The sequence below is a fragment of the Gordonia sp. NPDC062954 genome (assembly GCF_044543825.1).
In the GTDB taxonomy this organism is placed as follows: Bacteria; Actinomycetota; Actinomycetes; order Mycobacteriales; family Mycobacteriaceae; genus Gordonia; species Gordonia tangerina.
On the sequence record NZ_JBITWL010000002.1, the window covers coordinates 203,005 to 225,844 of the forward strand.

Sequence of the window (22,840 nt, forward strand, 5' to 3'; positions counted from 1 at the left end):
TCAAATGCCCAGATCCTTGGCGACGATGGACTTCATGATCTCGGTGGTCCCGCCGTAGATCGTTTGGATACGGGCATCGACAAAAGCCCTCGCCACCGGGTATTCGCGCATGTAACCGTATCCGCCATGTAACTGCAGGCAACGGTCGGCGACCCGCACCTGCAGCTCGGTGGCCCACCACTTGAGTTTCGCGGCGCGTGCCGCGCTCAGCGTGCCGGCGATGTGCTCGGCGATGCAGTCGTCGAGGAAGGTGCGGGCGATGTCGAGTTCGGTGGCGAGTTCGGCCAACATGAACTGGGTGTTCTGGAACGACGAGATCGGCGACCCGAAGGCGGTGCGTTCCTTCACGTAGTCGAGCGTGCGGGCGAACGTGCCTTCGGCGGCGGCGACCGCGCCGACCGCCAGGGACAGCCGTTCTTGGGGAAGGTTGTGCACGAGTTGGTAGAAGCCCTGGCCTTCCTCACCGAGGCGGTCGGATACCGGGACTCGCATGTCGGTGAAGGTCAGTTCGCTGGTGTCCTGGGCGTGTAACCCGATCTTGTCGAGCTTGCGTCCCCGCTGGAAGCCCGGAGTGTCGGCGTCGACGACGAGCAGGGTCAGGCCCTTGTGCTTGTCGGCCGAGGTTCGGGTGGCGACGACGAACAGATCGCCGTTGCGACCGTTGGAGATGAAGGTCTTCGAGCCGTTGACGACGTAGTGGTCGCCGTCGCGGACCGCGGTGGTCCGGATGCCGGTCAGGTCGCTGCCCGCACCCGGCTCGGTCATCGCGATACCCAGGACGGTGTCGCCGGAGACCACGCCGGGCAACCATCGGGCCCTCTGCTCGTCGTCGGTCATCTCGACGAGGTAAGGGAGAACGACATCGTTCTGCAGCGAGAAGGCGATGGCCTCCGCAGCCGCACCGGTGGTCGCGGTCTCCTCGATGACGATGGCGTGATAGCGGAAATCGTCGACACCCGGTCCGCCGAATCTCTCCGGCACCGGGAAGCCGAGCAGCCCGTTCTTGGCCGCCTCGGTGAACAGGCTGCGATCCCACAGTCCGGCATCTTCCCAGCTCTCGTGAGCCGGGGTGATCTGCTCGGCGACGAACTTGGCAACGGTCTCGCGGAAGTGCTTGTGCTCGATGTCGTGGGTCAATGCAGTCATGTGTCGTGTCCTGGTGTGTTGTGGTGGTAGGGGTCTCGATACGCGGCGGGCTCGCTCCGCTCACTCGCCGCTACTCGACCAGCGGTGAAGGTGCGCCGCTTCGCTTGCCGCTACTCGACCAGCGGTGAAGGTGCGCCGCTTCGCTTGCCGCAACTTGATCCACGGTGTAGTCCGAGCCTCGGCCATCCGCTGGTTGAGTAGTCCGAGCCGCTGGGCGAGGACGTATCGAAACCAGGTGACGCTCCATGATTCCGATGCCCCGACCTCTCACCCAGCGTGTGACGCCGTCGGCGTCACGAAGTCGCCGGAGGTCATCTCGGCTGCCGCGGATTCGGTTGCCCTGTAGTGCAGTTTTTTGCCGGTCGCCGAGACGGGAAGCGAATCGACGAACCGGTAGGCGCGCGGTCGCTTGAATTGCGACAGCATCGGGTGGCTGCGGCAGTAGTCGTCGAGCTGCTCCGCGGTCGGCGATGCCCCTTTCGCCGGAAGGACATAGGCGACCACCATTCGGCCCCAACGTTCATCGGGAACACCCACGACCAGCGAGTCGGCCACGTCGGGGTGGCCGTTGAGCGCTTCCTCGACCTGCACGGGGTGCACGTTCTCGCCGCCGGAGATCAGCATGTCGTCCTTGCGGCCGACGATGGTGACGAACTCGTCGGTGTCCCAAGTGGCGAGGTCGCCGATGTGCAGCCAGCTGCCGCGGTACTTGACTTCTTCCTGCGCCGGTGAATCATAATAGGCAGCAGCACATTTCGGTGACCGGATGATCACCTCGCCGACCTCGGTACCGTCACGGGCGACTACCTCGTCGGGGCTCGCGAGTTGTCCGTCGTCGCGCACCTTGACCACCCGCACCTCGTCGTCGACGCAGGCGCGTCCGGCCGTTCCGGCGTGGTCGGGCAGATCGGTCGGCCGCAGGAAGGTGTTCCAGAACCCCTCCGTGCTGCCGTACCCGTTGAAGATCCGCGGCGTCAGCACGTGCTGATAGTGCAGGGCGGCATCACGTTCCAGCGGTGCGCCCATGGTGACGATGCCCTTGAGGCTGGAGAGGTCTCGTGGATTCGCCTGCTGGGCGTTGGCGAGTATGGCGAGATTGGTGGGGGCACCGATCAGGAAGGTCAGCGCGTAGCGCTCCACCCAGTCGAGCGTGCGTTCCGGATCGAAGGTGCGCATCGGTAGCAGCGACGAGCCCAGGTAGAACGTCGGATTCGGGCCTGCGCAGTACAGCCCACCCCGGTGAAACCACGGTGTCATGTTCAGCGTCCGGTCCTCCGGTGACAGCGGAAAGTGGATGATCACGTCGTGTGCCGAGAAGATCTCGATGGCACTGTTCATCGGCACCGCCTTGGGCATTCCCGTGGTGCCTGACGTGTACAGGCGAGTCGTCTCGTCGTAGATCGACGGACTCGGCGCGGGCACCGCCGCGTCCGAGCGCAGGTCATCGAACCGGATCGACACCGGGCCGTCGACCAACTGGCCGTCGCCCACACCGACGAGCACGTGCGGGGTGTGCCGGGCGAGCGAGATCGCTTCGGTCACCGTCGCGGTCAGGTCGGTGTCGTAGACGTAGATCTTCGGCCGGCTGATGTCGAGGATCACAGCGGTCTCCCCGGCAGCGAGACGGAAATTGACCGGTGAGCCGACCGCTGCGGCCGCCTGCGTGGCGAGATACAACTGCGCGAACTCGGGTCCGTTGAACAACTGATAAGCCACCACATCGCCCTCGTCTACGCCGCGGGCACGCAGTCCGGCGGCGAGAGAATCAACGCTTCGGCCGAGGTCGGCGTAGGTCCAGGTGGTGTCGGTGACCGGGTCGATCATCGCGACCGCACCGGCATACCGGGTGACGTTGCGGCGAAAGCCATTCAGGTAGGTGAACTCGTTCTCGAAGAAGCTCCGGTACTGGTGGGCGTCGTAGACGTAGCTCTGGGAGTCGTTGGTGCTCATGGCAGATCTCCGATGATCCGGGGGAGGTGGTTGGCCGCTCAGCCGGCCATGGTGAGACCGCCGCTGACGCTGATCACCTGACCGGTGATGAACGATGCTGCGGCCGACGCGAAGAACAGGACCGGTGCCGCGACCTCGTCTGGGCGGGCCAGGCGACGGAACGGGATCGCCTTGACCAGGGCCTCTTTGAGCTTGTCGGACTGTGCCTGGAACAGCGGGGTGTCGGTGGGACCCGGGCACACCGCGTTGACGGTGATCTGGTGCCGCGCCATCTCGCGTGCCAGGGATTTCGACAGTGCGATGACGCCGCCCTTGGCTCCGGCGTAGATCGATTCGCCGGAGCTGCCGACACGACCGGCGTCGGAGGCGAGGTTGATCACGCGTCCGCCCTGCCAGCCGTCGCCCGTGGCTGCCTCGACCATGCCGGGCAGGAACGCGCTGGCCATGTGGACCGGGCCGAGGTAATTGATGCCGACCACCTTCTCGGCGAACTCTGTTGTCGCGTTGAGGAACTGGTCGGTTCGGTCCCAGCCGGCGGCGTTGACCAGGATGTCGGGTACACCAACCTTCGCGTGGACCGCGTCGCGCAGTGCATCGACAGTGGTGCGGTCGGCGACGTCGACGCTCATCGGCACGATCGTCGTGTTCTGTTCGGCGGTCTGCTTGGCAGCGTCGAGGTTCAGGTCGGCGGCCACGACGGTGGTGCCCTGCTCGGCGAAAGCCAGGGCGATGGCCCGTCCGATACCTGATCCGGCGCCGGTGACGACCGCGATGTTGGTGCTGCTCATGGTGTGTCCTTGTCGGTCGGGTTGTTCAGAGTCGATCGTGTGGCTCAGGCACCGACGTACTTGTTGAAGTCCGGCACGCGCTTCTCGGCGAAGGCGGTGGCGCCCTCGAGGCCCTCGGGGGAGTGGGTGAACAGATCCAGCGCGCTCATCGCCATGTTCGACAGGCCCGCCTGGTGGTCGGTGTCGGCGTTGAAGCTCTGCTTGAGGAACTTGATGGTGGTGGGAGACTTCTCCGCGATCTCGGCGGCGACCTTCTTGGCCTCGTCGAGCAGGTCGGCGGCCGGGACCACCCAGTTCACCAGGCCCCAGCGCTCAGCGGTTTCCGCGTCGTACTGGCGGCAGAGGTACCAGATCTCGCGGGCGCGCTTCTCGCCGACAATGCGGGCGAGGAACGCCGAGCCGAACCCGGCGTCGAACGAACCGACCTTGGGGCCGGACTGGCCGAAGCGGGCGGTGTCGGCGGCGATGGTGAGGTCGCACAGCACGTGCAGCACGTGCCCGCCGCCGATGGCCAAGCCGTTGACGGCCGCGATCACCGGCTTGGGGATGTCGCGGATGGTCTTGTGCAGGTTCCCGATCTCGAACATGCCGCTCTCGGAGGGTCCGTAGTCACCGGTCTCCGCGCGTTGCTTCACGTCGCCGCCGGTGCAGAACGCCTTCTCGCCGGCACCGGTCAGGATCACCGCCTGCACGTCGCGGTCGGCCCAGGCGCGCCGGAATGCGTTGATCATCTCCTCGACCGTCGTGGCCCGAAAGGCGTTGTAGCGCTGTGGTCGATTCATCGTGATGATCGCGGTCGGTCCCTCGACGGTGTACTCGATGTCCTCGTAGTTCATGAACTCCAACTCCTTCCATCGGCGCGGTTAGTGACCGCACTCTCATAGTGAGTGAACGTACATTCACTTTTTGAGACGTGTCAAGGGGTGATTGTTGCCGGCTGCGTATTGACGCAGCCGCAGCCATGGGAAACATATGTTTCCCATGGCTGACAGATCGTTTGATCCGCAGGGTGTCGAGCCCTTCGTCGGCGCTGCGGGACTTCCGGGGGTCCTCCGAATCCGCTGCTCCGCAACGCAAGCACCATAGGGCATGGGCTGTAGACAGCGTCGAAGACGACGGGTATTTCGGTCGTCGGTCACTGTCATGGACGATCCTCGGCGCTACGCCCGTGCCGCTGATGATTGCGCAGGTCACCAATCTCCTCGAGGCACCCCATGTCGATTTTCAATCGGTGATGCTCGATCATGATCCGCTGTACCCGACGAACCGGAAGAAGCAGCGAGCCTGGCGCGGCGATCCGGCAAAAAAAGGGGGTCGGATAACCGACAGGCTGCGGCGGACCGTCGTCGGTCCGTTACCGATCATTTTCGGCGACCGCGAGACGGCCCGGCGATGCGCCGACAGGCTTGTCGCGTACCACCGCCCGATGCAGGGAATCAACAGCGACGACGGCGAGATGTACTCAGCGGTCGACCCCGACACCATGTTGTTCGCGTCCGTCACCATCGCGCACGGGGCTCTCCTTGCATACGAACGATTCGTGTTTCGGGACAGGCGGTTCCCGCGCCGGTTGCCCGAGTGCGATCGGGACCAGTTCTTCGCCGAAACCGCAGAACTCGCGGTCCTCATGGGTGTCCCCAGGGATCGGATACCGGTTACGGCGCGAGATGTCGCCCACTACTATCGCTCGCAGTCGTCCAAATACCGCAAGCGGCAGGGTTATTTCGCTAGTCAGCTACGTACGGCCAAGAGCCAGTTCAGGCTGACAGATGCCGACACGGCCGGCACCATGGCCGCCGACCTCCTGCTGGTGGGAACAACGTTTCTGGCCTATGGCGCGATTCCGCGTCCATGCCGACGCCTGCACCGCATTCCGCGCATCGCCGATCCGCTACTGGATCTGCTCTATCTGGCCTCTCTGCCTGCGTTCGCCCTGCTCCACGTCGGTCGACTCGGTCCGCGGTTGGTTGATGCATTCATCGGAGAGGACAACGCAGAAGCCATCCGGCGGTCGCAGCTCGCTTGCTGAGCGACTCGAGCATCGCGGAACCCGGACCGCAGTGGCAACCAGCGTCGCCTGGCTGCAACCCATCGACCTCAGCGTGCATGATTGGCTCATGGACGAGCCGATTGTCTGGCGCGGTCAAACCATGGACGACCGTTCCGCGGAACGCCGAGCGCAGCTTCTCGACGTGGGTTTCGACATGATCGGAACCCACGGCGCACCGAGCGTGACGCTCCGGGCGGTGTGTCGGGAGGCGGGCCTGAGTCCGCGCTACTTTTACGAGAGCTTCGCCGATCGAGAGGGGCTGCTCACAGCGGTGTACGACCACGCCGAGGCGGGTCTTCTCGCGCGGTTGGTCCCGGCGAACGAGGCCGCGCCGAAGCTGTCGATCCGCGAGATCATCGACATATGCGCCGAGTATTTCGAAGAAGACCCGCGTCGAGCGCGCACTCTGTTGCGAGAGCCGTTGTCGGATGACGTTTTACGGAGTCCATCAAGCCGGTCGGTCGCCGGCGTTCCTGAGCGCAATCATCCCCGCGCTGGGGGGCGTGGACGATAAGCTGCTTCCACGTGACTCGACCGAATTGTCGGTGTTGGCCGCGGCGCTCGCGGGTGTGTCGATCTCGCTCTACCTCGAATGGCTCGATGGGCGAATCGAATTGAAGCGCGACGAACTCGCCGAGATGGCCGACCGACTCGTCACAGCGATCGCCGAAGTGGTTACCACGCGCGGCGAAGGCGGTTGACGCTACGTGTTGCGCCGCCGCCGTGTCATCGCCGAATGCGTCGTCTCCGAGTTGAGTGCGGGCGCCGGTAGCGGGGTGAATCTCCGGTCGTCGCTGCGGATTCCGTCCAGAAAGAATGTCAGGTAGCGCTCGTAAACCGCCGGCGCCACGTCACGCGTGCTGTCGATTATTGGTGCCATTGCCGACTGGATGAATGTCACGTCGGTCGGCTCGAAGTCCTCGCGGACCACGCCGGCATCCTTCGCTCGGCGTACCAACTCGACGATCAATGGGGCGATGCGGACACGGACGTCGTTGATCCTGGCGTCGCCGAGGGTGGGGTCGTCGAGGATCTGGTGCAGGCCGCGGTCGCCGAACTGCATCTTCAGGGTGCGTCGGAGGTAGCCGGCGAGCGCCGTCCACGGGTCCGGCTCGTCGAGAGCTTCGCGTGCCACTGCTTCGACGGCTTGTAGTCGCTCTTCGAAAAGGGTGTCGATGACCTCTTCCTTGTTGGCGAAACGACGGTACGCGGTACCCACCCCGACGCCTGCGTGATGGGCGATGTCGTTGAGGGTGACGCCGAGTCCCTTCTCGGCAAACAGTTCCCGAGCCGCGTCCAGTAATCGCTCGCGGTTGATCGATGCATCCTTGCGCAGCGGTCGGGAGGAGTGCGCTTTCGCCATACAGCCACTGTAGCAGTGAATCGGATTGACGGTATCCGCTTATTGGCATACGGTAGTAACCGGATGAACGATATCCGTTAAGTCGTGAGGAGAATGGCATGAAGTACACGCAGAGTGGCGGACAAACCGGCGCCGGACCCGAGGCGTGGTTCACCGGAACGGTTCAGATCGATGGCATTCGTAACCCGGACGAGCAGTCGGCGATCGGCTGCGCGCACGTCCGCTTCGCGCCCGGTGCCCGCACCGCCTGGCACCACCACCCAAAAGGGCAGACGCTGTACGTCACCGACGGGATCGGACTGGTAGCGACCCGCGACGGGGGAGCGCAGGAGATCCGGCCCGGCGACGTGGTGTACATCGAACCCGGTGAGGAGCACTGGCACGGCGCGACTCCCGATCGCTTCATGGCTCACGTCGCGATGCAGGAAGCCGACGAGAACGGCCAGGTCGTCACGTGGCTCGACCACGTCACCGACGCCGAGTACACGGCCTGACGCGAACAGAGAACAGGAGCGAAAAGCCATGATCTTCAACGAGACCTACACACTGGCCAACGACGTGCAGATCCCCAAGCTGGGTCTGGGCACCTGGTTCATCGACGACGACAAGGCCGCGCACGCCGTCCGGTCGGCCATCGACATCGGATACCGCAACATCGACACCGCCCAGGCCTATGGCAACGAACGCGGTGTCGGTGAGGGGGTGCGCACGAGCGGCGTCGCCCGCGGCGACCTGTTTGTCTCTACCAAGCTCGCCGCCGAGATCAAGGACCATGCGGAGGCAGCGGCGGCGATCGATGAGTCACTGCGCACGATGGGCCTCGACTATATCGATCTGATGCTGATCCACAGCCCGCAGCCGTGGGCCGACTGGCGTGGCGGCGACTACGCCGAGGGCAACCTCGAGGCGTGGCGCGCACTCGAAGAGGCCTATCGGGCCGGCAAGCTGCGCGCGATCGGTGTGTCGAACTTCCAGGCAAGCGACCTCGACAACATCCTTGCCAAGGGCACCATCGCCCCGCACGTGAATCAGATCCTCGTGCACGCGGGCAACACCCCGGTAGACCTGATCGACTACTGCGAACAGAAGAACATCCTGGTCGAGGCGTACTCGCCGATCGGGCACGGTGAGGTGCTCAAGAATGACGAGGTTGCGGCAATTGCACAGCGCTACGAGGTGAGTGTGCCGCAGTTGTGCATCCGCTACACCCTGCAGCTGGGGGCGGTGTCGCTACCGAAGACTGCCAACCCCGAGCACATGCGTAGCAACGCGCAGGTCGACTTCGCCATCTCCGATGAGGACATGGCAACCCTGCGCACCATGCGGATCGAGGACTACGGAGATGCCGCCGCGTTCCCGGTGTTCAGCGGCATGTGACCCTCACGTCCGCGTGCCCGTCAGGTTCTGGCCGCAGTTTCAGGTTCCGGCTTGGAGCCAGTGGCTGCGGCCAGAACTTTCGGCGGGTCAGTCCAGACCCTCGGGGCGTCAGTCGAGGCCCTGCTGCGCCGTTCGGTCACCGCGGCGCACCGCTGCACGTTGGATGAGGACGATCGTCGTGCCCAGGACTCCGACCGCGAGCCCGACCAGACACACTGCGAGCGTGCGATCGCCGCCCCATCCGCCGATCCACACCACGACCGTGGCGACGAGCCACGCAACCATGCCGACGATGATCACCGGTTCGGGGGCGCGCAACGCGCGGGGGAGTTCCGGGATGTCTCGTGCGTCGGCCATGGCTTCAGAGTAACTTTCGACTGTGCCCACCGATCCGTCGAGCGAGCCCAGCACAGCGTCGACAGAACAAGGGTCGCCAGAACCCGCACATTCGTCGACATCATCCGACACTTCGCCCAGCGCTTCCGAACCGGCGTTGAGGGCGACCAACCCGGCGGCTGTGGAACCCGATCGGCCGCCGGGTGAACCGACCGGTGGCGTCGACCGCTTCTTCAAGATCAGTGAACGGGGATCGTCGCTGACCCGCGAGGTCCGCGGCGGACTCGTCACCTTCTTCACGATGGCCTACATCATCGTGCTCAACCCGATCATCATCGGCGGCATCCCCGGCGAACCGAAGAACGCCGATGTCCTGGGCAACGTGCTGCCACTGGCGCAGGTTGCAGCGGTCACCGCGCTGGTCGCCGGTGTCATGTCGATCATCTTCGGTCTGGTCGCGAACTATCCGTTCGCCATCGCCACCGGGCTCGGCATCAACAGCCTCCTGGCGGTCACCATTGCACCGCAGGTGACCTGGCCCGAAGCGATGGGTCTGGTCGTCATCGACGGCATCATCATCGTGCTGCTGGCCGTCACTGGATTCCGCACCGCGGTGTTCAACGCGGTGCCGCCGGAACTCAAGGCAGCGATCGCCGCCGGCATCGGCGCGTTCATCGCCTTCATCGGTTTCGTCGACGCGGGATTCGTGCGGCGCGTCCCAGATGCCGCGAACACCACGGTGCCGGTGCAGCTGGGCACCGACAACTCGATCAACACCGTCCCCACCCTGATCTTCTGCATCGGGGTACTCCTGATGGGAGTGCTCGTCGTCCGCCGAGTGCCCGGTGGTCTGCTGATCGGGATCGTCATCACGACCGTCCTCTCGATCATCCTGGAAGCAACCCTCGACCTCGGGTCCAGTGCGGTCAACCCGGACGGCTGGAGTCTGTCGATTCCACAGATCCCTGACGGGCTCGGCGGCCTGCCCGATCTCGCGCTGGTCGGTGATGTCGACCTGTTCGGTGCGTTCACACGTATCGGTGTGCTCGCCGCCTCGGTCCTCGTGTTCACCCTGGTGCTCTCGAACTTCTTTGACGCGATGGGCACGATGACGGGCCTCGGCAAAGAAGCCGGCCTGTCCGACGCCAAGGGCAACCTGCCCGGTGTGGGCAAGGCGCTGGTCGTCGAGGGCACTGGCGCCATCGCCGGCGGCGTCGCATCCTCGTCGTCGAACACGGTGTTCGTCGAATCGGCCTCCGGCATCGCCGAAGGCGCCCGCACCGGCCTGGCCAATGTCGTTACCGGCGGTCTGTTCCTGCTGGCCATGTTCTTGACGCCGCTGTACGAGATCGTGCCGCTCGAAGCCGTCGCACCCGCGCTGGTGGTGGTGGGTGCCATGATGATCGGCCAGCTCACCACGGTCGACTTCACCAAGTTCTACTACGCGCTGCCGGCGTTCCTGACCGTGGTGATCATGCCGTTCACCTATTCCATCGCCAACGGCATCGGCGTCGGGTTCATCAGCTGGGTGGTCCTCAATGCGGCGGCCGGACGAGCGCGGTCGGTGCATCCGCTGCTGTGGATCATCGCCGCGGTGTTTCTCGCCTACTTCGCGCGCGGACCGATCTACGACCTCGTCGGATGAGCGCGGTCAGCCCCGTTGTGTACGTCGTTGGTACGACAACGCCGGTTCGCATTCGCAAAAACTGACGTTAACCCGTTGCAAGACCGCGGAAGTGAATTACGCTTAGCGTTGGGAACCACGTGGTCTCAGATTTGACTCGCTCGGAACGGACACGGCGGCATGACGATCTCACAGCTCACTCGCGAAGACACCATCCTCTCGGACCGGACGCTGTCTGGGGAATTGTCGCTGGCGGTGGTCCGACTCGCCAGACGGCTGCGCGGCAGGCGCGCCAGCAAGGTCGTCTCGCTGACACAGCTCTCCGCGCTGCACACACTGCACCACGAGGGTCCGATGACTCCTGGCGCCCTGGCCCTGGCCGAACGGGTGCAGCCGCCCTCGATGACCCGGGTCATCGCCTCGCTGTCCGACCTGGGCATGGTCAAACGCGAGCCGCATCCCACCGACGGGCGGCAGGCGATCGTGACGCTGTCGCAGAAGGGCAGCGATGTGATCACCGCCGAGCGTGATGCGCGGGAGGAGTGGCTCAGTGCGCGCCTCGACGAACTCACACCCGAGGAGCGCTTAACCCTCGCGGCCGTCGTGCCGATCATCAACAAGGTCATCACCAGCGACGATGATCGCTGAGTGAATCCCGATCAGCGCGCCGCGCTACCAGTCGCGGACAGCTAGAAAAAGGTGCCCGAGTACGGTGCCCGATCGGTGGCGAAAGCGCGGTCGAACGCCCGCAACGTTGCCGCGTCCGCAGCCCACACTCGTTCGGCGGCGGCGAGCGTGCGCGCCGGGGTCCCGCCGAGGAACACCGACCCCAATGCCGAGATGTCCATGCGGATCGTCGGCGCCGACGTACTCGGGGTGACCGTCGCCGCACCGTCACGCACGGACAGGTCGAACACACCGCCCCGGCCGCGGAACTCGTCGGTGACCTCGAGGACCACATCCAGATCGGCGGAGTAGGTGCGTGATTGCAACGCACGGTCGACGTCGAGGATGCGCAGCCACATCTTGTCGTGCACCCCGGTCACCGACACCGCCCGGTGATCGGTGAGCTTTTCCGGCAACGGGTCGTCGGCGGGAATCGATGCGGTCACCGAGGACATCAGGTCCAGGCCGACCAGGACCCGCCACAGATCGGTGTGTGCCGCCTCGGTCACGGCGACCACCTCCGAGATGTCACCCCGCGCGGGCTCCACCGAGGTGTTGATCCGGTAGCTGGCGTAACCGTCGGCATGCAGCAGGTAATGCAGGCCGCTGGTCTGCGCGGGCCGCTGCGATCGGCGGTCGGCGAGAATCGGCTCCCACCAGGACGCCGGGCGGCTCAGTGCGCCGGGCCGCGTCGCCGCCCATCGAGCATGGATCTCGGGAACTCGGCGAGCCACGTCCTCACCGGAGGCGTAGTTCACCGGCGAGATGTGCTTGTCGGCCCGATGCCGCATCTTCGCGGCCCCGAGATCGATCGAGACGTCGTGCGCATGACAGGCGGGTCCGAACCCGAAGCGTTCGTAGATGGTCGCCTCGCTGGCGGTGAGGATGGCGAACACCTGATCCTCGGATTCCCACTGGTCGAACAGCTCGGTGATCATCGTGCGCAGGATGCCCCGCCGACGATGGGTGGCCGCGACCGACACCCACGACAAACCGGCCGCAGGCGTCTGGCCGCCGCCGGGCACCGTCATCGCCATGCGGTAGAACATCGACACGCCCACCAGCGGCGCCCCCACCAGTCCCTGCGGGTCACGGACCAGCACGACGTCGCGGTTGTCGACCTTGCCGCGCAGGTCGGCCTGCTCTGCCGCCGACAGCGGATCGGTCATCAGGAACGCCCGGGCATCCGTCGCGAAGATCTCGTCCCAATCGGCGTCGGTGGCACGCGCCAGGGTGAGATCGGACGAGGTGGCTTGCGAGATACTCACCGGTCAACCGTTTCACAGTGCGGGTTTGTGCGAGCGATCAGCCCCGCCTTTCCCGATCAGGCCGGCGGGCCACCGCCGGCGACGACGGCCCGGGTTGGCAGACTGGTCACGTGTCCAGCATCTGTGTCGACGTGATCGACATCGACGACCCCGCCGACCAGCGCGTCGATGACTTCCGTGACCTCAATTCCGTCGACCGGCGACCCGATCTCCCTGCCCTGCCGGGCGGGCGCGTCGGCAAGGGGCTGGTGATCGCCGAGGGCGTGTTGGTGGCGCAGCGGATGATCGCCTCCCGGTTCACCCCGCACGCCTTCCTCGGCGTCGACAAGCGGCTCGGCGAGCTCACCGATGCTCTCACCGTCCCGTCGGTGCAGGGGGTGCCGTTCTATCGGGCATCAGCAGAGGTGATGGCCGAGGTGGTGGGATTTCACCTCAACCGCGGCGTGCTGGGTGCAGCTCGGCGTCCCGACGCGCTGTCGGTGGGTGAGGCGATCGAATCGGCACAGACGGTCGCCGTCCTCGAGGGCGTCAACGACCACGAAAACATCGGCAGCATCTTCCGCAACGCGGCCGGACTCGGCGTGGATGCGGTTCTGTTCGGAGCCGGATGTGCCGACCCGCTCTACCGCCGCTGTGTGCGAGTCTCGATGGGTCACGCGCTGCTGGTGCCATTCGCCCGGTTCGAAGACTGGCCGCGCGGGCTGTCGGTGTTGCGCGACAACGACTTCCGGACCATTTCCCTGACCCCGGGAGAGGGGTCGAAACCGCTGTCGGAGACCGTTGACGCCCCCAAGGTGGCATTCCTCGTCGGCGCGGAGGGCCCTGGTTTGTCCGAAACCATCATGCGTGCCAGTGATGTGCGCGCCCGCATCCCGATGAGCCGGGGTACCGATTCACTCAACGTGGCCACGGCCGCGGCGATCGCGTTTTACGAGCGCGAGCGCTCGCTGACGACCTGACGTCGACAGGCGTGCGTGCTCGGGGATCACGATGCGGTGCGGGGGCTTCCGCGGAGTTGGGAGCGGCGTCGGGAACAATGAGGCCATGAGGTCGGACGAACATGACGAGTCCCGGTGGCGCAGGTCGCGGCTCGTCCGTCGACCGGGCGCGGGTCCACGAACCAGCGATGGCCCGATGGTCGATGATCGGGTTGTCGACGAGCCGACACCTTGGGTGCTGGGTCTGCTGGTGACCCTGATCAGCGCGGTATTCGCGACGTTGCTCCTCGTCGGCGTCTACGAACTGATCGGGTCGCTCGTGACCTGGCTCGGCTTGGCTGCGGTGCTCGTCGTCGCGCTCGGGATGGGGTGGACGTTGTGGGACCTGCGCGAACGCCCGGTATGGCGCTGGATCGTCTGGGGCGCGCTGATCGGCCTGCTGGCCGGCCTCGGGTCGTCGATTGTGCTGTTGGCGCTGGGGCGTTGACCACCGGCGCCCGGCAACCGGGTCAGCCGAAGCCGAAGTAGCGCGCGAGGCGCCCGCGGCGTTTGGGTGGCGGCGCGGGCGATCCTGACGCCGCGTCTGCGCCGTCGTCGGCCACGGCACTGCCCGAGACGGTCAGATTGCCCTGGTATCGAGCCCAGTCCTCCTCGGCAGGAACATAGTCGGCGGGGTGAATCGCGAACGCGGTGACCGGGATTCGGGCTGGATCGAGATCGGTGTCGGCCAGCGGGGTGGTGAACCGGAAGCCCAGCCATTCCCGGTTGGCCTGTTCGGCGAGTTCTTGCGGATGGAACGGCAGCGCGAGCGGTTCGGCGGGTACCCCCGGCGCATAGCGAAGGGGGTGTTCGCCCGCCCAGAACGGCCGCTCGAACGGGTAGGGCAGGCCGGAGTCCTCGAAGATCGTCACCGGGTCGGCCGCGAAGGACCGGCGCAGCTCGCCGTGCTCCCACCGGGCGAAGGCTCCGGCCGACCGGTCGGGGTCGGTGACCAGCAGCGTCGCGGCCGAACTGGGCCGGATCGACGCCAGTGTCCGGGTCAGCGTGGACGGTTCGGTGGTGTCGAAGAGAGAACAGCACAACACCGACAAACGTCCATACCAGCCGGCATAGACATGCGCGTCGGCCGCAGCGGCCGCAGTGGCGAGATCGGTATCGGCGACGGGGACCAGCACCCGGTCGCCGTAGATCGTCGCGGCGAGTTTCTGCGCGGCGACCACATCGTTGAGGGGATCGGCGGACAGTTGTGCGATGGGGTCGTCACTGTCGATGAACCACAGAGTGACTGCGCGGGCCGACACGTCAGCGATCAGCCGTTGCCGTTGCTGCGGACGCCGAGCAGAACGTCCTCCCACGCAGGCACCGCGGGCTTGCGGGACCGACGGCGGGGCTTGCCGTTGGTCGCCGCATCGTCGGTGGCCTGCTCACCGGATGCGGTGGTGACCGCCGAGTCCGGCTCGCGGTCGTCGCCGGATTGATCGGTCGAACCGGAGGGGGTCGAGTCGGAGTCTGGCGTGCCGAAGTCGATGGCAACGGTTCCGTGCTCGTCGTGACTCGGCGGGATCTGGCCCGTCCGCGTGCGCTGTGCATCGATGAGTCGATCGGCGTCGAAGGTGACCTCGTCGTGGCCTTCGGGCTCATGCTCGACCGCGGGTGTCGGCGCGAGGTCGGGGGTGGCCACCGGCGTCAACCGACGACGCGGCGTGATCATCTCGGGATGGGTGAGCTCGTCGGCGAGGTCGTCGAGCGGGTCGGCGGTGCCGCCATGGCTACCCGGTTGAAACCGCCAGTGCGCATGGTTGTCGGTGCGGCCGACATGCCACGACACCTGGACGACCCAGTAGCCGTCGTCGCCCTTCCAGGCATCCCAGTCCACGTCCTGGTTGTTGTGACCCAGCGCGGTCATGGCCTCACCGACCACCTCGCCGAGGGTGGAGACAGCAGGGCCGTCTTCGCGGATCGGGTGGGCCATCGAGGCGAGTTCGGTGGCGCGGGCGCGCTCGAGCAGAACCGGGTGGGCGAAGCGTTCGACTTTGTCGACGGGTACGCCGGCCAGCGCCGCGACCTCGGCGACGGTGGCGCCCGCGCGGATGCGTGCCTGGATCTCTCGGGGCCGTAGTGTGCTTTCCATTTCGATCTCGATCTGCCCCAATCGTGAGATGTCGCCGCGTGCGGCGGCCCGGAGCCGTTCATCGGCGGCCATCCGGTACTTCTCACCCGACTCGGGATCCTGACAGATCACATGGGTGCCGTCGGCCTCCACGCCGACGACGCGAAGCTCACGCATCTGCTCCTCCTCCGGTGACCACGAGTGCGGGCATTGGGGTCAGGTTAATCCAGACCTCGCCTGCCGAACTGTCTGACACGCGGTAAAACCGCAGATCAGCAAGGTTGTGGCAGATGTTACCCATGGGGCACAGGCTACAGGTGATAACAGGGATACTCACGGTCTGTGAGCTCCGGCCGACCGGCGGCCGCCAGCCCCGCCGGTGGGCGCGCCTCCCCGCCGGTGGGCCGCGCCTCCCCGCCGGTGGGCCGCCGCTCTCCCCGCTGGTCGAGTAGTTGCCGAGCCGCTAGGCGAGGCAACGTATCGAGACCCGGCGCGAGGCAAGGGATCTCGATACGCCCGCTCGCCTAGCGGCTCGCGGGCTACTCGATCAGCGGGACGGTGGCTCGCGGGCTACTCGATCAGCGGGACGGTGGCTCGCGGGCTACTCGATCAGCGGGACGGTGGCTCGCGGGCTACCCGATCAGCGGGACGGTGGCTCGCGGGCTACCCGATCAGCGGGACGGTGGCTCGCGGGCTACTCGATCAGCGGGACGGTCAGCAGGAGGCCCTCAGAGCTTGTCGACGACGAAGTCGATGCACGACGTCAGCTTGCTGACATCGTCCGGCTCGATCGCCGGGAACATGCCGACGCGCAGCTGGTTGCGACCGAGCTTGCGGTACGGCTCGGTGTCGACCACGCCGTTGGCGCGCAACGTCTTCGCGACGGTCGCCGCGTCGATCTCGTCGTCGAAGTCGATGGTGCCGACCACCTGGCTGCGTTGCGACGGATCAGCGACGAACGGTGTCGCGAATTCGCTCGCCTCGGCCCACTGGTAGAGGCGTGCGCTGGAATCGGCGGTGCGCGAGACGCACCAATCGAGACCGCCCTGGCCGAGCATCCACTGCACCTGGTTGTCGAGGAGTAGCAACGACGCCACGGCTGGGGTGTTGTACGTCTGGTTCTTGCTGCTGTTGTCCACAGCGGTGGGCAGCGAGAGGAACTCGGGGCACCACCGGTCGGTCTCGGCGATATGCGAGATCCGTTCCAGGGCGCGCGGGCTCATCAACGCGATCCACAGGCCGCCGTCGGAGGCGAAGCACTTCTGCGGTGCGAAGTAGTACACGTCGGCGTCGGCGATGTTCACCGGGAGGCCGCCGGCGCCGGAGGTCGCGTCGATGGCGACGAGTGCATCGTCAGAGCCCGCCGGACGGGTCACGGGCACGGCCACGCCCGTGGAGGTCTCGTTGTGCGCCCAGCCGATCAGGTCGATGCCGCCGAAGTCGTCGGCGGTCAGCGCGGCGGGATCAGGCGCGGTCCCCGGGTCGGTGGAGATCACCGCGGGCGAGTCGAGGAACGGGGCCTTCTTGGCGACTGTGGCGAACTTCGACGAGAACTCGCCGTAGGTCAGGTGCAGGGAACGCTGCTTGATCAGTCCGAACGCAGCGGCATCCCAGAAGGCGGTGGTGCCGCCGTTGGAGAGCACCACCTCGTACCCGTCGGGCAGGGCGAACAACTCCGACAGGCCGGCGCGGATGGAGCCGACGACATTCTTCACCGGCGCCTGACGGTGGCTGGTGCCGAACACCGACGCACCGGTGTCGACGAGGGATTGCAGTTGTTCCGGGCGCACCTTGGACGGGCCGCATCCGAAGCGGCCGTCCGACGGCAGGAGGTCGGCGGGAATCGTGATCGGTGCGGTGGCGGTGTCACTCATGTCCGCAAGTCTAAGGTTGTGGCCCCGACCACCCCGGGCAGGCCCCACTGGTTATCTGTTGACCCCGGCTGAACGTGTGTTTAACATCTTGTACATGCGTTTAGCTGACGCCGACGATCGCACCACCCGCGCTCGGGTCCGCGACACCGCCATCGAGGTGTTCGCCCGCGACGGCTTCACCGCGACCGTGCGCACGATCGCCGAGGCCGCCGGGGTGAGTCCGGGGTTGGTGATCCATCACTTCGGCAGCAAGGAGAAATTGCGCGCCGAGTGCGACGAACATGTCCTGCGGCAGACCCGCGAGGCCAACGAACAGGGGCTCGACGAGCAGGCCGGTCCGCACGCGTTCGCCGGATTCGTGCGGCGGATGGAGGACATCGACTCCGATGGCCCGCGCATCGTCTATCTCATCCGCAGTCTGCAGGCGGGCGGCGAGATGGCCCGTCAGTTGCTGGCGCACCTGGCCGAGGACGCCGAACAGACCTTCCGCAAAGGCGTGGCCGCCGGAACCATCCGGCCCTCCCGCGACGAGGCCGCCCGCGCCCGGTACATGGTCGCGCAGTCGATGGGTGCATTGCTGGTCGACGTGGTGATGAATCCGCCCGCGGACTGGTCGGATGCCGGGGTGATCCTGCAGTCCTACGTCGACCGGGTGGTGTTGCCCGCAGCCGAACTCGCCGTTCACGGGGTGATGACCGACGAGTCATTGCTCGATGCGGTACTGGCCTATCGAGAGGAACGCAATGACCACGACTCTGACTGATCCGGTGATCGACATCGAGGGGCTACGGAAAACGTTCGGCTCGTTCGCCGCCCTCGACGGCCTCGATCTCACCGTGTGCGCCGGCGAGATCGCCGGATTTCTCGGTCCCAATGGCGCCGGGAAGTCCACCACGATCCGCACCATGCTCGGGATGTACCGGCCCGATGCCGGGCGAGTCGCGGTATTCGGGCGCAACCCGATGGCCGACGCGGTGGCGATCCATCGTCGTCTCGCCTATGTGCCCGGCGACGTCAATCTATGGCCACAACTGTCCGGCGGCGAATGTATTGACCTGCTCCTGTCGTTGCGGGGTCTGCGAGTCGAGTCCGGCAGACGCAAGAACGAACTGATCGACCGGTTCGACCTCGACCCCACCAAGAAGGCCTCGGCATACTCGAAAGGGAACCGCCAGAAGGTGGCGTTGATCGCCGCGCTGGCGGCGCCATGCGAACTGCTGGTGCTCGATGAGCCCACCTCCGGACTGGATCCGCTGATCACACGCGAGTTCACCGATTGCGTGCGCGAAGTCGCCGACGGCGGGGCGGCGGTACTGATGTCGAGCCATCTCCTCGACGAGGTCGAGCAACTGTGCCAGACGGTCACCATCATCCGGGCCGGCAAGACGATCCGGTCCGGCCCGCTCACCGAACTGCGCCACCTGCGACGCTCACGGGTGACCGCCACCATCGGAGTCGGCGCACACGACCTGGCCTCGATTGTCGGCGTGCACGACTTCACCGTCGACCACGATCAGGTCAGCTTCACCGTCGCCGACGCCGGACTGGCCGAAGTCACCCGCGTCCTCGCCCGACTCGACGTGAGGGGGTTGGCGGTCGAGCCGCCGAGTCTCGAGGAACTGTTCCTGCACGTCTACTCCGAACCCCGGGAGGTCGGGGCATGACGGCGGGGACGGCGGGAGTCGCCGGCGTGCGCGCGAGCGTGGTGTCGCATCAACTGGCCCACGTCGGAGTGCTCGTGCGACTCGGCCTACGACGCGAACGGATTCTCGCGCCGATCACGGTTGTGTTGTTCGTGTTGATCAACGTGTCGACCGCACAGGCGATCTCAGGGATGTACGAGACACCCCAGCAGCGGCTGAGCCTGCAGGCCGGGCCTGGTGCCAACCCGGCCTTCCGATTTCTGCTCGGTGAGTTGACCCACGTGGAACCTACCGCGGCGCTCGTTTCCTGGCGCGCGGGGCTGTTCCTGATCGCCGCGCTCGGGGTTTGCGCGGCGATGATGACCGTGCGGCAGACCCGCAAAGAGGAGGAACTCGGCCGTACCGAACTCGTCCGGGCGGCCGCCGTGGGCCCGCTGGCACCGGCCGCCGCGGCCGCGGCCGTCGCTACCCTCTTCGTCGGCATCGTCTCGGTGGCAATGGCAGTGATCCTGCTCCCGCTGGGGGCCGATGCAGGCGATGCGGTCGCCGTGTTCGCGCAGTACGCCTCGACCGGGCTGGCTGCGATCGGGGTGGCGTTGGTCGCCGCGCAGATCGCGACCACCTCCCATATCGCCAACCTGACCGCCAGTTCGGTTGTCCTACTGGGCTATCTGCTTCGCGGTGCAGCCGACACAACCGACGACTGGGCATGGCTGAGGTGGACCAACCCGATCGGATGGGCTGAGCAGATCGACCCGTTCGGGAACAACGATCTGCTGCCCGCCGTGTTGTCGGTGGCGGTGTTCGTCGGCGGGACGGCCATCGCCGGGCGGGTCGCGGTGCACCGCGATCTGGGAGCCGGGCTGATCGCCCAGCGCCGCGGTCCGGCGGCGAGTTCCCGGCTGCCACGCGTCGAGTCGTTGGCGGTGCGGCTGTCTCGGTCGTTGCTGTTGGCTTGGGCTGCAGGCATATTCGTCTACGCGTTGATCATCGGTTTCATGCAACCCTCAGTGGCCGACCTCGCGCAGGGCAACGAACAGTTTGATCAGGTCATGCGCGCCGCACTCGGTGACGCGACGTTGAGCACGTTGTTCGGGATGACCATGCTGGGCTTCCTCGCTGTCGCCGCCTCGGCATGGGGAGTCAATTTGGCCGAACGTCTGCGGGCCGAGGAGTCGGCCGGTCGCGCCGAGGTGGTACTCACGACGCCGACTGCTCGGGGCCGCTATTACCTCACCTACACGGTGATCGGTGCGGTGGGCGGCGTCACCCTGGTGATCGTGGCGGCGGCCGGCATGGTGCTCGGCTCCGGCATCGCGGGCGGGGGATGGTCGAGAGCCGCGACCAACGCCGCGCAAACGGGCGCAGTGCAGGTTCCGGCGATGCTGGTCGTGGTGGCGATAGCGCTTGCGCTCTACGCGATCCGACCGTCGCTGGCCCATGTTGGATGGGTGGTCGTGGTGGGGGCGTTGCTGCTCGGGCCGCTGTCGGGCATGTTCGACCTGCCGCAGTGGGCCGCCGATCTGTCGCCGTTCACCCACACCCCGCTGGTGCCGGTGGACCCGATGCGCGCGACCCCGATCGTCGTGCTGATCGGGGTCGCGGCGCTGTTCGTCACGACTGGCTGGGCGATCTTTCGTCGTCGACAGATCGGCTGACCTCGCCGTTGGTGGACCCGTCGCCATCTGCGAGGGGATCCTCGGGTTCCTCGTACGCACCCATCGCGAACGACCCGGTCTCCGGGTCGACCGTCACCGCGTGATGCGGTACCTCGTGCACCGCGACGATCAGCTCGCCGGTGTCGGGCTTGTCGGCATTGTCGGGCAGTCCCGCGAAGGTCGCCGACATCGGACGCCGGCGTTTCTCGTGACGATGCGCCGGTTCGGCGGCTGCGGCGACGGCGGCCGCCTCGCTCCCATTGCCCAGACTCAGGTGCAGGAATCTCGGCTGCACGGCGATGTCGTAGTGGAACGCCCGTAGCAACGAGATACACGCGAGCACCATGACGATCGAGAACGGCACCGCCGTGGCGATCGACATCGTTTGCAAGGCGGTCAACGAGTCGGTGCCGCCGACCAGCAGCAGCACGGCTGCCGTCACCCCTTCGAGGCTGGCCCAGTAGACCCTGGTCAGGACTGGGGTCTCGATCTTGCCGCCGGTGGCGAGCATGTCAACGACCAGCGACCCGGAGTCCGACGACGTCACGAAGAACATGACCACCACGATGATCGCGATGACGCTGGTGACCGCGGCCAGCGGGAACCCGTCGAGCAACTGGAACAGCGACGTGTTTGCGTTGACGCTGCCGTCATCGAGCATGTTGCCCTCCTGCTGCTGACGCAGGATGCCGGAGTCGCCGAAGATGGTGAACCAGATGGCGCTGATGAACGTCGGGAGCAGCAGCACACCGGCGATGAACTCCCGGATGGTGCGGCCGCGGGAGATCCGGGCGACGAACATGCCCACGAACGGGGCCCAACTGATCCACCAGCCCCAGTAGAAGATGGTCCAATCGGCCATCCAGGTGTCGTCGGCGAACGGCGCGGTGCGCAACATCATGTCCGGCAGCGTGGCGATGTAGTTGCCCATGTTCTGCACCCAGGACTGCAGCAGGAACAGCGTGGACCCCAGGACCAGGACGAACGCGGCCAACAGCGCCGCGACCGCCATATTGATGTTCGACAGCCATCGCAGACCCTTGGTGACACCGGTGACCACGGAGAAGATCGCCAGGCTCGTGATCAGGAAGATCATAATGACGACCACCCAGTTGTTGACCGTCAGCCAACCGAGATACTCCAGGCCGGCCGAGATCTGCTGGATGCCGAAGCCCAGCGAGGTGGCGACACCGAACAAAGTGCCGACAATGGCGACGACGTCGACCAGATGCCCGATCCAGCCTTCGACACGTTCGCGGCCGATCAACGGCTCGAGCAGCCAGCGCACCGCGAGCGGGCGTCCTTTGCGGAACGTCATGTACGCCAGGCCGAGACCCACGACGACGTAGATGCCCCAGGCGTGCAGGCCCCAGTTGAACAGCGTGAGTTCCATCGCCTGATTGGCGGCGGCGTCGGTGGAACCTTCGATGCCACCGGCTTCGGGTGGCGTGATGTAGTGCGACAGCGGTTCGGCGACGCTGTAGAACACCAGGCCGATGCCCATGCCGGCGGCGAACAGCATCGCGAACCAGGACAGGACACCGAACTCGGGCTCTTCGTCGTCTTTGCCGAGTCGGATCGTTCCGATCCGACTGATCGCACAGTAGATCGCGAATATCACGAACCCGGTGACGATGAGGATGTACCACCAACCCACGCCGGAGGTGATCCACCCGTTCAGCTTTTGAAATGCGTCGGCTGCCGTGCTCGCGTAGATCACGCAGAAGATGATCAAGGCGAAGATGATCAGCGACGCGGTGACGAACACCGGTTTGTGCTGCTCCCGCCAGGCGGACCGGAACATATCTCGCTCCCTTGCAACTCGTGCACATCGACGATCGTCGTCGACGCGGAGCGGCACAGCGTGCTGCTCGGCATCGACGGCAGTCGACCTGCTCACATCGGCGGCGAACCGACAGGTTCCGCGACGTGTTCGCGACCTAATCGGACGCTACTGCAGGATCAGGGTGTGCAATCAGTGGTATTCGGGCAATCGTTATGTGTCTGATTTATGACCCTACGACACCGGCTTGCCCTATGCGCGGGGGC

Annotated in this window: 23 protein-coding genes; 12 read left to right on the top strand and 11 right to left on the bottom strand. The window is 66.0% G+C overall.

Features of this window, described 5'->3' with window-relative positions; genetic code table 11:
- From ACIGKQ_RS03555 to ACIGKQ_RS03570, 4 genes are all read right to left on the bottom strand, one after another.
- Entirely contained in the window at positions 1 to 1,146 is a 1,146-nt protein-coding gene (locus tag ACIGKQ_RS03555) for an acyl-CoA dehydrogenase family protein (protein ID WP_396572329.1), read from the bottom strand.
- Positions 1,147 to 1,413: 267 nt separating this feature from the next.
- On the bottom strand, positions 1,414 to 3,096 hold the full coding sequence (locus ACIGKQ_RS03560; RefSeq protein WP_396572331.1) for a class I adenylate-forming enzyme family protein: 1,683 nt from the start codon (positions 3,094 to 3,096) through the stop codon (positions 1,414 to 1,416).
- Positions 3,097 to 3,134: 38 nt separating this feature from the next.
- Positions 3,135 to 3,884, bottom strand: coding sequence for an SDR family NAD(P)-dependent oxidoreductase (locus ACIGKQ_RS03565; RefSeq protein WP_396572333.1), 750 nt, complete (start codon positions 3,882 to 3,884; stop codon positions 3,135 to 3,137).
- Between the two features lie 44 nt (positions 3,885 to 3,928).
- A complete protein-coding gene (locus ACIGKQ_RS03570) occupies positions 3,929 to 4,720 on the bottom strand; it encodes an enoyl-CoA hydratase-related protein (RefSeq protein ID WP_235725888.1) in 792 nt (263 codons plus the stop codon).
- Between the two features lie 77 nt (positions 4,721 to 4,797).
- Between ACIGKQ_RS03570 and ACIGKQ_RS03575 the strand changes: the two genes are divergently transcribed.
- From ACIGKQ_RS03575 to ACIGKQ_RS03585, 3 genes are all read left to right on the top strand, one after another.
- A complete protein-coding gene (locus tag ACIGKQ_RS03575) occupies positions 4,798 to 5,913 on the top strand; it encodes an oxygenase MpaB family protein (protein WP_396572335.1) in 1,116 nt (371 codons plus the stop codon).
- Positions 5,914 to 6,001: 88 nt separating this feature from the next.
- Positions 6,002 to 6,448 (top strand): TetR/AcrR family transcriptional regulator, encoded by a 447-nt coding sequence (locus ACIGKQ_RS03580; protein ID WP_396572337.1) that lies wholly within the window; start codon positions 6,002 to 6,004, stop codon positions 6,446 to 6,448.
- Positions 6,438 to 6,635: a hypothetical protein gene (locus ACIGKQ_RS03585; protein WP_266062639.1), complete on the top strand. Its 198-nt coding sequence runs from the start codon at positions 6,438 to 6,440 to the stop codon at positions 6,633 to 6,635. The genes ACIGKQ_RS03580 and ACIGKQ_RS03585 overlap by 11 nt, the downstream gene beginning before the upstream one ends.
- 2 nt (positions 6,636 to 6,637) lie before the next feature.
- Here ACIGKQ_RS03585 and ACIGKQ_RS03590 read toward each other — a convergent pair whose 3' ends face one another.
- Positions 6,638 to 7,297 carry a TetR/AcrR family transcriptional regulator gene (locus tag ACIGKQ_RS03590; protein ID WP_396572339.1) on the bottom strand — a complete coding sequence of 220 codons (660 nt, stop codon included), beginning with the start codon at positions 7,295 to 7,297 and terminating at the stop codon, positions 6,638 to 6,640.
- 98 nt (positions 7,298 to 7,395) lie between these two features.
- Between ACIGKQ_RS03590 and ACIGKQ_RS03595 the strand changes: the two genes are divergently transcribed.
- Both ACIGKQ_RS03595 and ACIGKQ_RS03600 read left to right on the top strand, forming a co-directional pair.
- Positions 7,396 to 7,791 carry a cupin domain-containing protein gene (locus ACIGKQ_RS03595; RefSeq protein ID WP_235725892.1) on the top strand — a complete coding sequence of 132 codons (396 nt, stop codon included), beginning with the start codon at positions 7,396 to 7,398 and terminating at the stop codon, positions 7,789 to 7,791.
- 28 nt (positions 7,792 to 7,819) lie between these two features.
- Complete coding sequence (locus ACIGKQ_RS03600; protein WP_396572341.1) at positions 7,820 to 8,674, top strand: aldo/keto reductase; 855 nt, start codon at positions 7,820 to 7,822, stop codon at positions 8,672 to 8,674.
- Positions 8,675 to 8,782: 108 nt separating this feature from the next.
- On the opposite strand, the gene ACIGKQ_RS03605 is transcribed toward ACIGKQ_RS03600, so the two are convergent.
- Positions 8,783 to 9,031, bottom strand: coding sequence for a DUF2530 domain-containing protein (locus ACIGKQ_RS03605; RefSeq protein ID WP_287016609.1), 249 nt, complete (start codon positions 9,029 to 9,031; stop codon positions 8,783 to 8,785).
- Positions 9,032 to 9,053: 22 nt separating this feature from the next.
- Here ACIGKQ_RS03605 and ACIGKQ_RS03610 point away from each other — a divergent pair, with 22 nt between their 5' ends.
- Entirely contained in the window at positions 9,054 to 10,655 is a 1,602-nt protein-coding gene (locus ACIGKQ_RS03610; protein ID WP_396572343.1) for an NCS2 family permease, read from the top strand.
- Between the two features lie 159 nt (positions 10,656 to 10,814).
- Complete coding sequence (locus ACIGKQ_RS03615; protein WP_235725896.1) at positions 10,815 to 11,282, top strand: MarR family transcriptional regulator; 468 nt, start codon at positions 10,815 to 10,817, stop codon at positions 11,280 to 11,282.
- Between the two features lie 41 nt (positions 11,283 to 11,323).
- Here the strand turns inward: ACIGKQ_RS03615 and ACIGKQ_RS03620 are convergent, their stop codons facing one another.
- Positions 11,324 to 12,568, bottom strand: a complete 1,245-nt coding sequence (locus tag ACIGKQ_RS03620; protein WP_396572345.1) for a GNAT family N-acetyltransferase — start codon at positions 12,566 to 12,568, stop codon at positions 11,324 to 11,326.
- A gap of 110 nt (positions 12,569 to 12,678) precedes the next feature.
- Between ACIGKQ_RS03620 and ACIGKQ_RS03625 the strand changes: the two genes are divergently transcribed.
- On the top strand, positions 12,679 to 13,527 hold the full coding sequence (locus tag ACIGKQ_RS03625) for an RNA methyltransferase (protein WP_287016612.1): 849 nt from the start codon (positions 12,679 to 12,681) through the stop codon (positions 13,525 to 13,527).
- A 175-nt stretch (positions 13,528 to 13,702) separates the two neighbouring features.
- Complete coding sequence (locus ACIGKQ_RS03630; protein ID WP_235725902.1) at positions 13,703 to 13,993, top strand: DUF2537 domain-containing protein; 291 nt, start codon at positions 13,703 to 13,705, stop codon at positions 13,991 to 13,993.
- Positions 13,994 to 14,015: 22 nt separating this feature from the next.
- Here the strand turns inward: ACIGKQ_RS03630 and ACIGKQ_RS03635 are convergent, their stop codons facing one another.
- The 3 genes from ACIGKQ_RS03635 to serC all read right to left on the bottom strand — a co-directional run bounded on the left by ACIGKQ_RS03635 (position 14,016) and on the right by serC (position 17,490).
- Complete coding sequence (locus ACIGKQ_RS03635) at positions 14,016 to 14,807, bottom strand: DUF6928 family protein (protein ID WP_266062712.1); 792 nt, start codon at positions 14,805 to 14,807, stop codon at positions 14,016 to 14,018.
- An 8-nt stretch (positions 14,808 to 14,815) separates the two neighbouring features.
- Positions 14,816 to 15,793 (bottom strand): septation protein SepH, encoded by a 978-nt coding sequence (gene sepH / locus ACIGKQ_RS03640; RefSeq protein ID WP_235725899.1) that lies wholly within the window; start codon positions 15,791 to 15,793, stop codon positions 14,816 to 14,818.
- A 551-nt stretch (positions 15,794 to 16,344) separates the two neighbouring features.
- Positions 16,345 to 17,490 carry a phosphoserine transaminase gene (gene serC, locus ACIGKQ_RS03645; protein WP_328713163.1) on the bottom strand — a complete coding sequence of 382 codons (1,146 nt, stop codon included), beginning with the start codon at positions 17,488 to 17,490 and terminating at the stop codon, positions 16,345 to 16,347.
- 94 nt (positions 17,491 to 17,584) lie between these two features.
- On the opposite strand from serC, the gene ACIGKQ_RS03650 reads away from it, so the two are divergent.
- From ACIGKQ_RS03650 to ACIGKQ_RS03660, 3 genes are read left to right on the top strand one after another with little or no spacing between them, the layout of a single operon-like run.
- Positions 17,585 to 18,253 (top strand): TetR/AcrR family transcriptional regulator, encoded by a 669-nt coding sequence (locus ACIGKQ_RS03650; RefSeq protein WP_235725451.1) that lies wholly within the window; start codon positions 17,585 to 17,587, stop codon positions 18,251 to 18,253.
- Complete coding sequence (locus ACIGKQ_RS03655; protein ID WP_396572349.1) at positions 18,234 to 19,154, top strand: ATP-binding cassette domain-containing protein; 921 nt, start codon at positions 18,234 to 18,236, stop codon at positions 19,152 to 19,154. Before ACIGKQ_RS03650 ends, ACIGKQ_RS03655 begins: the two co-directional genes overlap by 20 nt.
- Positions 19,151 to 20,791, top strand: coding sequence for an ABC transporter permease (locus ACIGKQ_RS03660; RefSeq protein ID WP_396572350.1), 1,641 nt, complete (start codon positions 19,151 to 19,153; stop codon positions 20,789 to 20,791). Before ACIGKQ_RS03655 ends, ACIGKQ_RS03660 begins: the two co-directional genes overlap by 4 nt.
- Here ACIGKQ_RS03660 and ACIGKQ_RS03665 read toward each other — a convergent pair.
- Positions 20,748 to 22,595, bottom strand: a complete 1,848-nt coding sequence (locus ACIGKQ_RS03665) for a BCCT family transporter (protein WP_235725454.1) — start codon at positions 22,593 to 22,595, stop codon at positions 20,748 to 20,750. The two genes, ACIGKQ_RS03660 and ACIGKQ_RS03665, sit on opposite strands and share 44 nt — an antisense overlap.
- Positions 22,596 to 22,840: the final 245 nt, after the last annotated feature.

Bases quoted from the DNA above. Each gene is read 5' to 3' on its own strand.
- ACIGKQ_RS03555 (WP_396572329.1), bottom strand. From the start codon at position 1,146: ATGACTGCATTGACCCACGACATCGAGCACAAGCACTTCCGCGAGACC.
- ACIGKQ_RS03560 (WP_396572331.1), bottom strand. From the start codon at position 3,096: ATGAGCACCAACGACTCCCAGAGCTACGTCTACGACGCCCACCAGTAC.
- ACIGKQ_RS03565 (WP_396572333.1), bottom strand. From the start codon at position 3,884: ATGAGCAGCACCAACATCGCGGTCGTCACCGGCGCCGGATCAGGTATC.
- ACIGKQ_RS03570 (WP_235725888.1), bottom strand. From the start codon at position 4,720: ATGAACTACGAGGACATCGAGTACACCGTCGAGGGACCGACCGCGATC.
- ACIGKQ_RS03580 (WP_396572337.1), top strand. From the start codon at position 6,002: ATGGACGAGCCGATTGTCTGGCGCGGTCAAACCATGGACGACCGTTCC.
- ACIGKQ_RS03590 (WP_396572339.1), bottom strand. From the start codon at position 7,297: ATGGCGAAAGCGCACTCCTCCCGACCGCTGCGCAAGGATGCATCGATC.
- ACIGKQ_RS03595 (WP_235725892.1), top strand. From the start codon at position 7,396: ATGAAGTACACGCAGAGTGGCGGACAAACCGGCGCCGGACCCGAGGCG.
- ACIGKQ_RS03600 (WP_396572341.1), top strand. From the start codon at position 7,820: ATGATCTTCAACGAGACCTACACACTGGCCAACGACGTGCAGATCCCC.
- ACIGKQ_RS03605 (WP_287016609.1), bottom strand. From the start codon at position 9,031: ATGGCCGACGCACGAGACATCCCGGAACTCCCCCGCGCGTTGCGCGCC.
- ACIGKQ_RS03615 (WP_235725896.1), top strand. From the start codon at position 10,815: ATGACGATCTCACAGCTCACTCGCGAAGACACCATCCTCTCGGACCGG.
- ACIGKQ_RS03630 (WP_235725902.1), top strand. From the start codon at position 13,703: ATGGTCGATGATCGGGTTGTCGACGAGCCGACACCTTGGGTGCTGGGT.
- sepH (WP_235725899.1), bottom strand. From the start codon at position 15,793: ATGCGTGAGCTTCGCGTCGTCGGCGTGGAGGCCGACGGCACCCATGTG.
- serC (WP_328713163.1), bottom strand. From the start codon at position 17,490: ATGAGTGACACCGCCACCGCACCGATCACGATTCCCGCCGACCTCCTG.
- ACIGKQ_RS03650 (WP_235725451.1), top strand. From the start codon at position 17,585: ATGCGTTTAGCTGACGCCGACGATCGCACCACCCGCGCTCGGGTCCGC.
- ACIGKQ_RS03655 (WP_396572349.1), top strand. From the start codon at position 18,234: ATGACCACGACTCTGACTGATCCGGTGATCGACATCGAGGGGCTACGG.
- ACIGKQ_RS03660 (WP_396572350.1), top strand. From the start codon at position 19,151: ATGACGGCGGGGACGGCGGGAGTCGCCGGCGTGCGCGCGAGCGTGGTG.
- ACIGKQ_RS03665 (WP_235725454.1), bottom strand. From the start codon at position 22,595: ATGTTCCGGTCCGCCTGGCGGGAGCAGCACAAACCGGTGTTCGTCACC.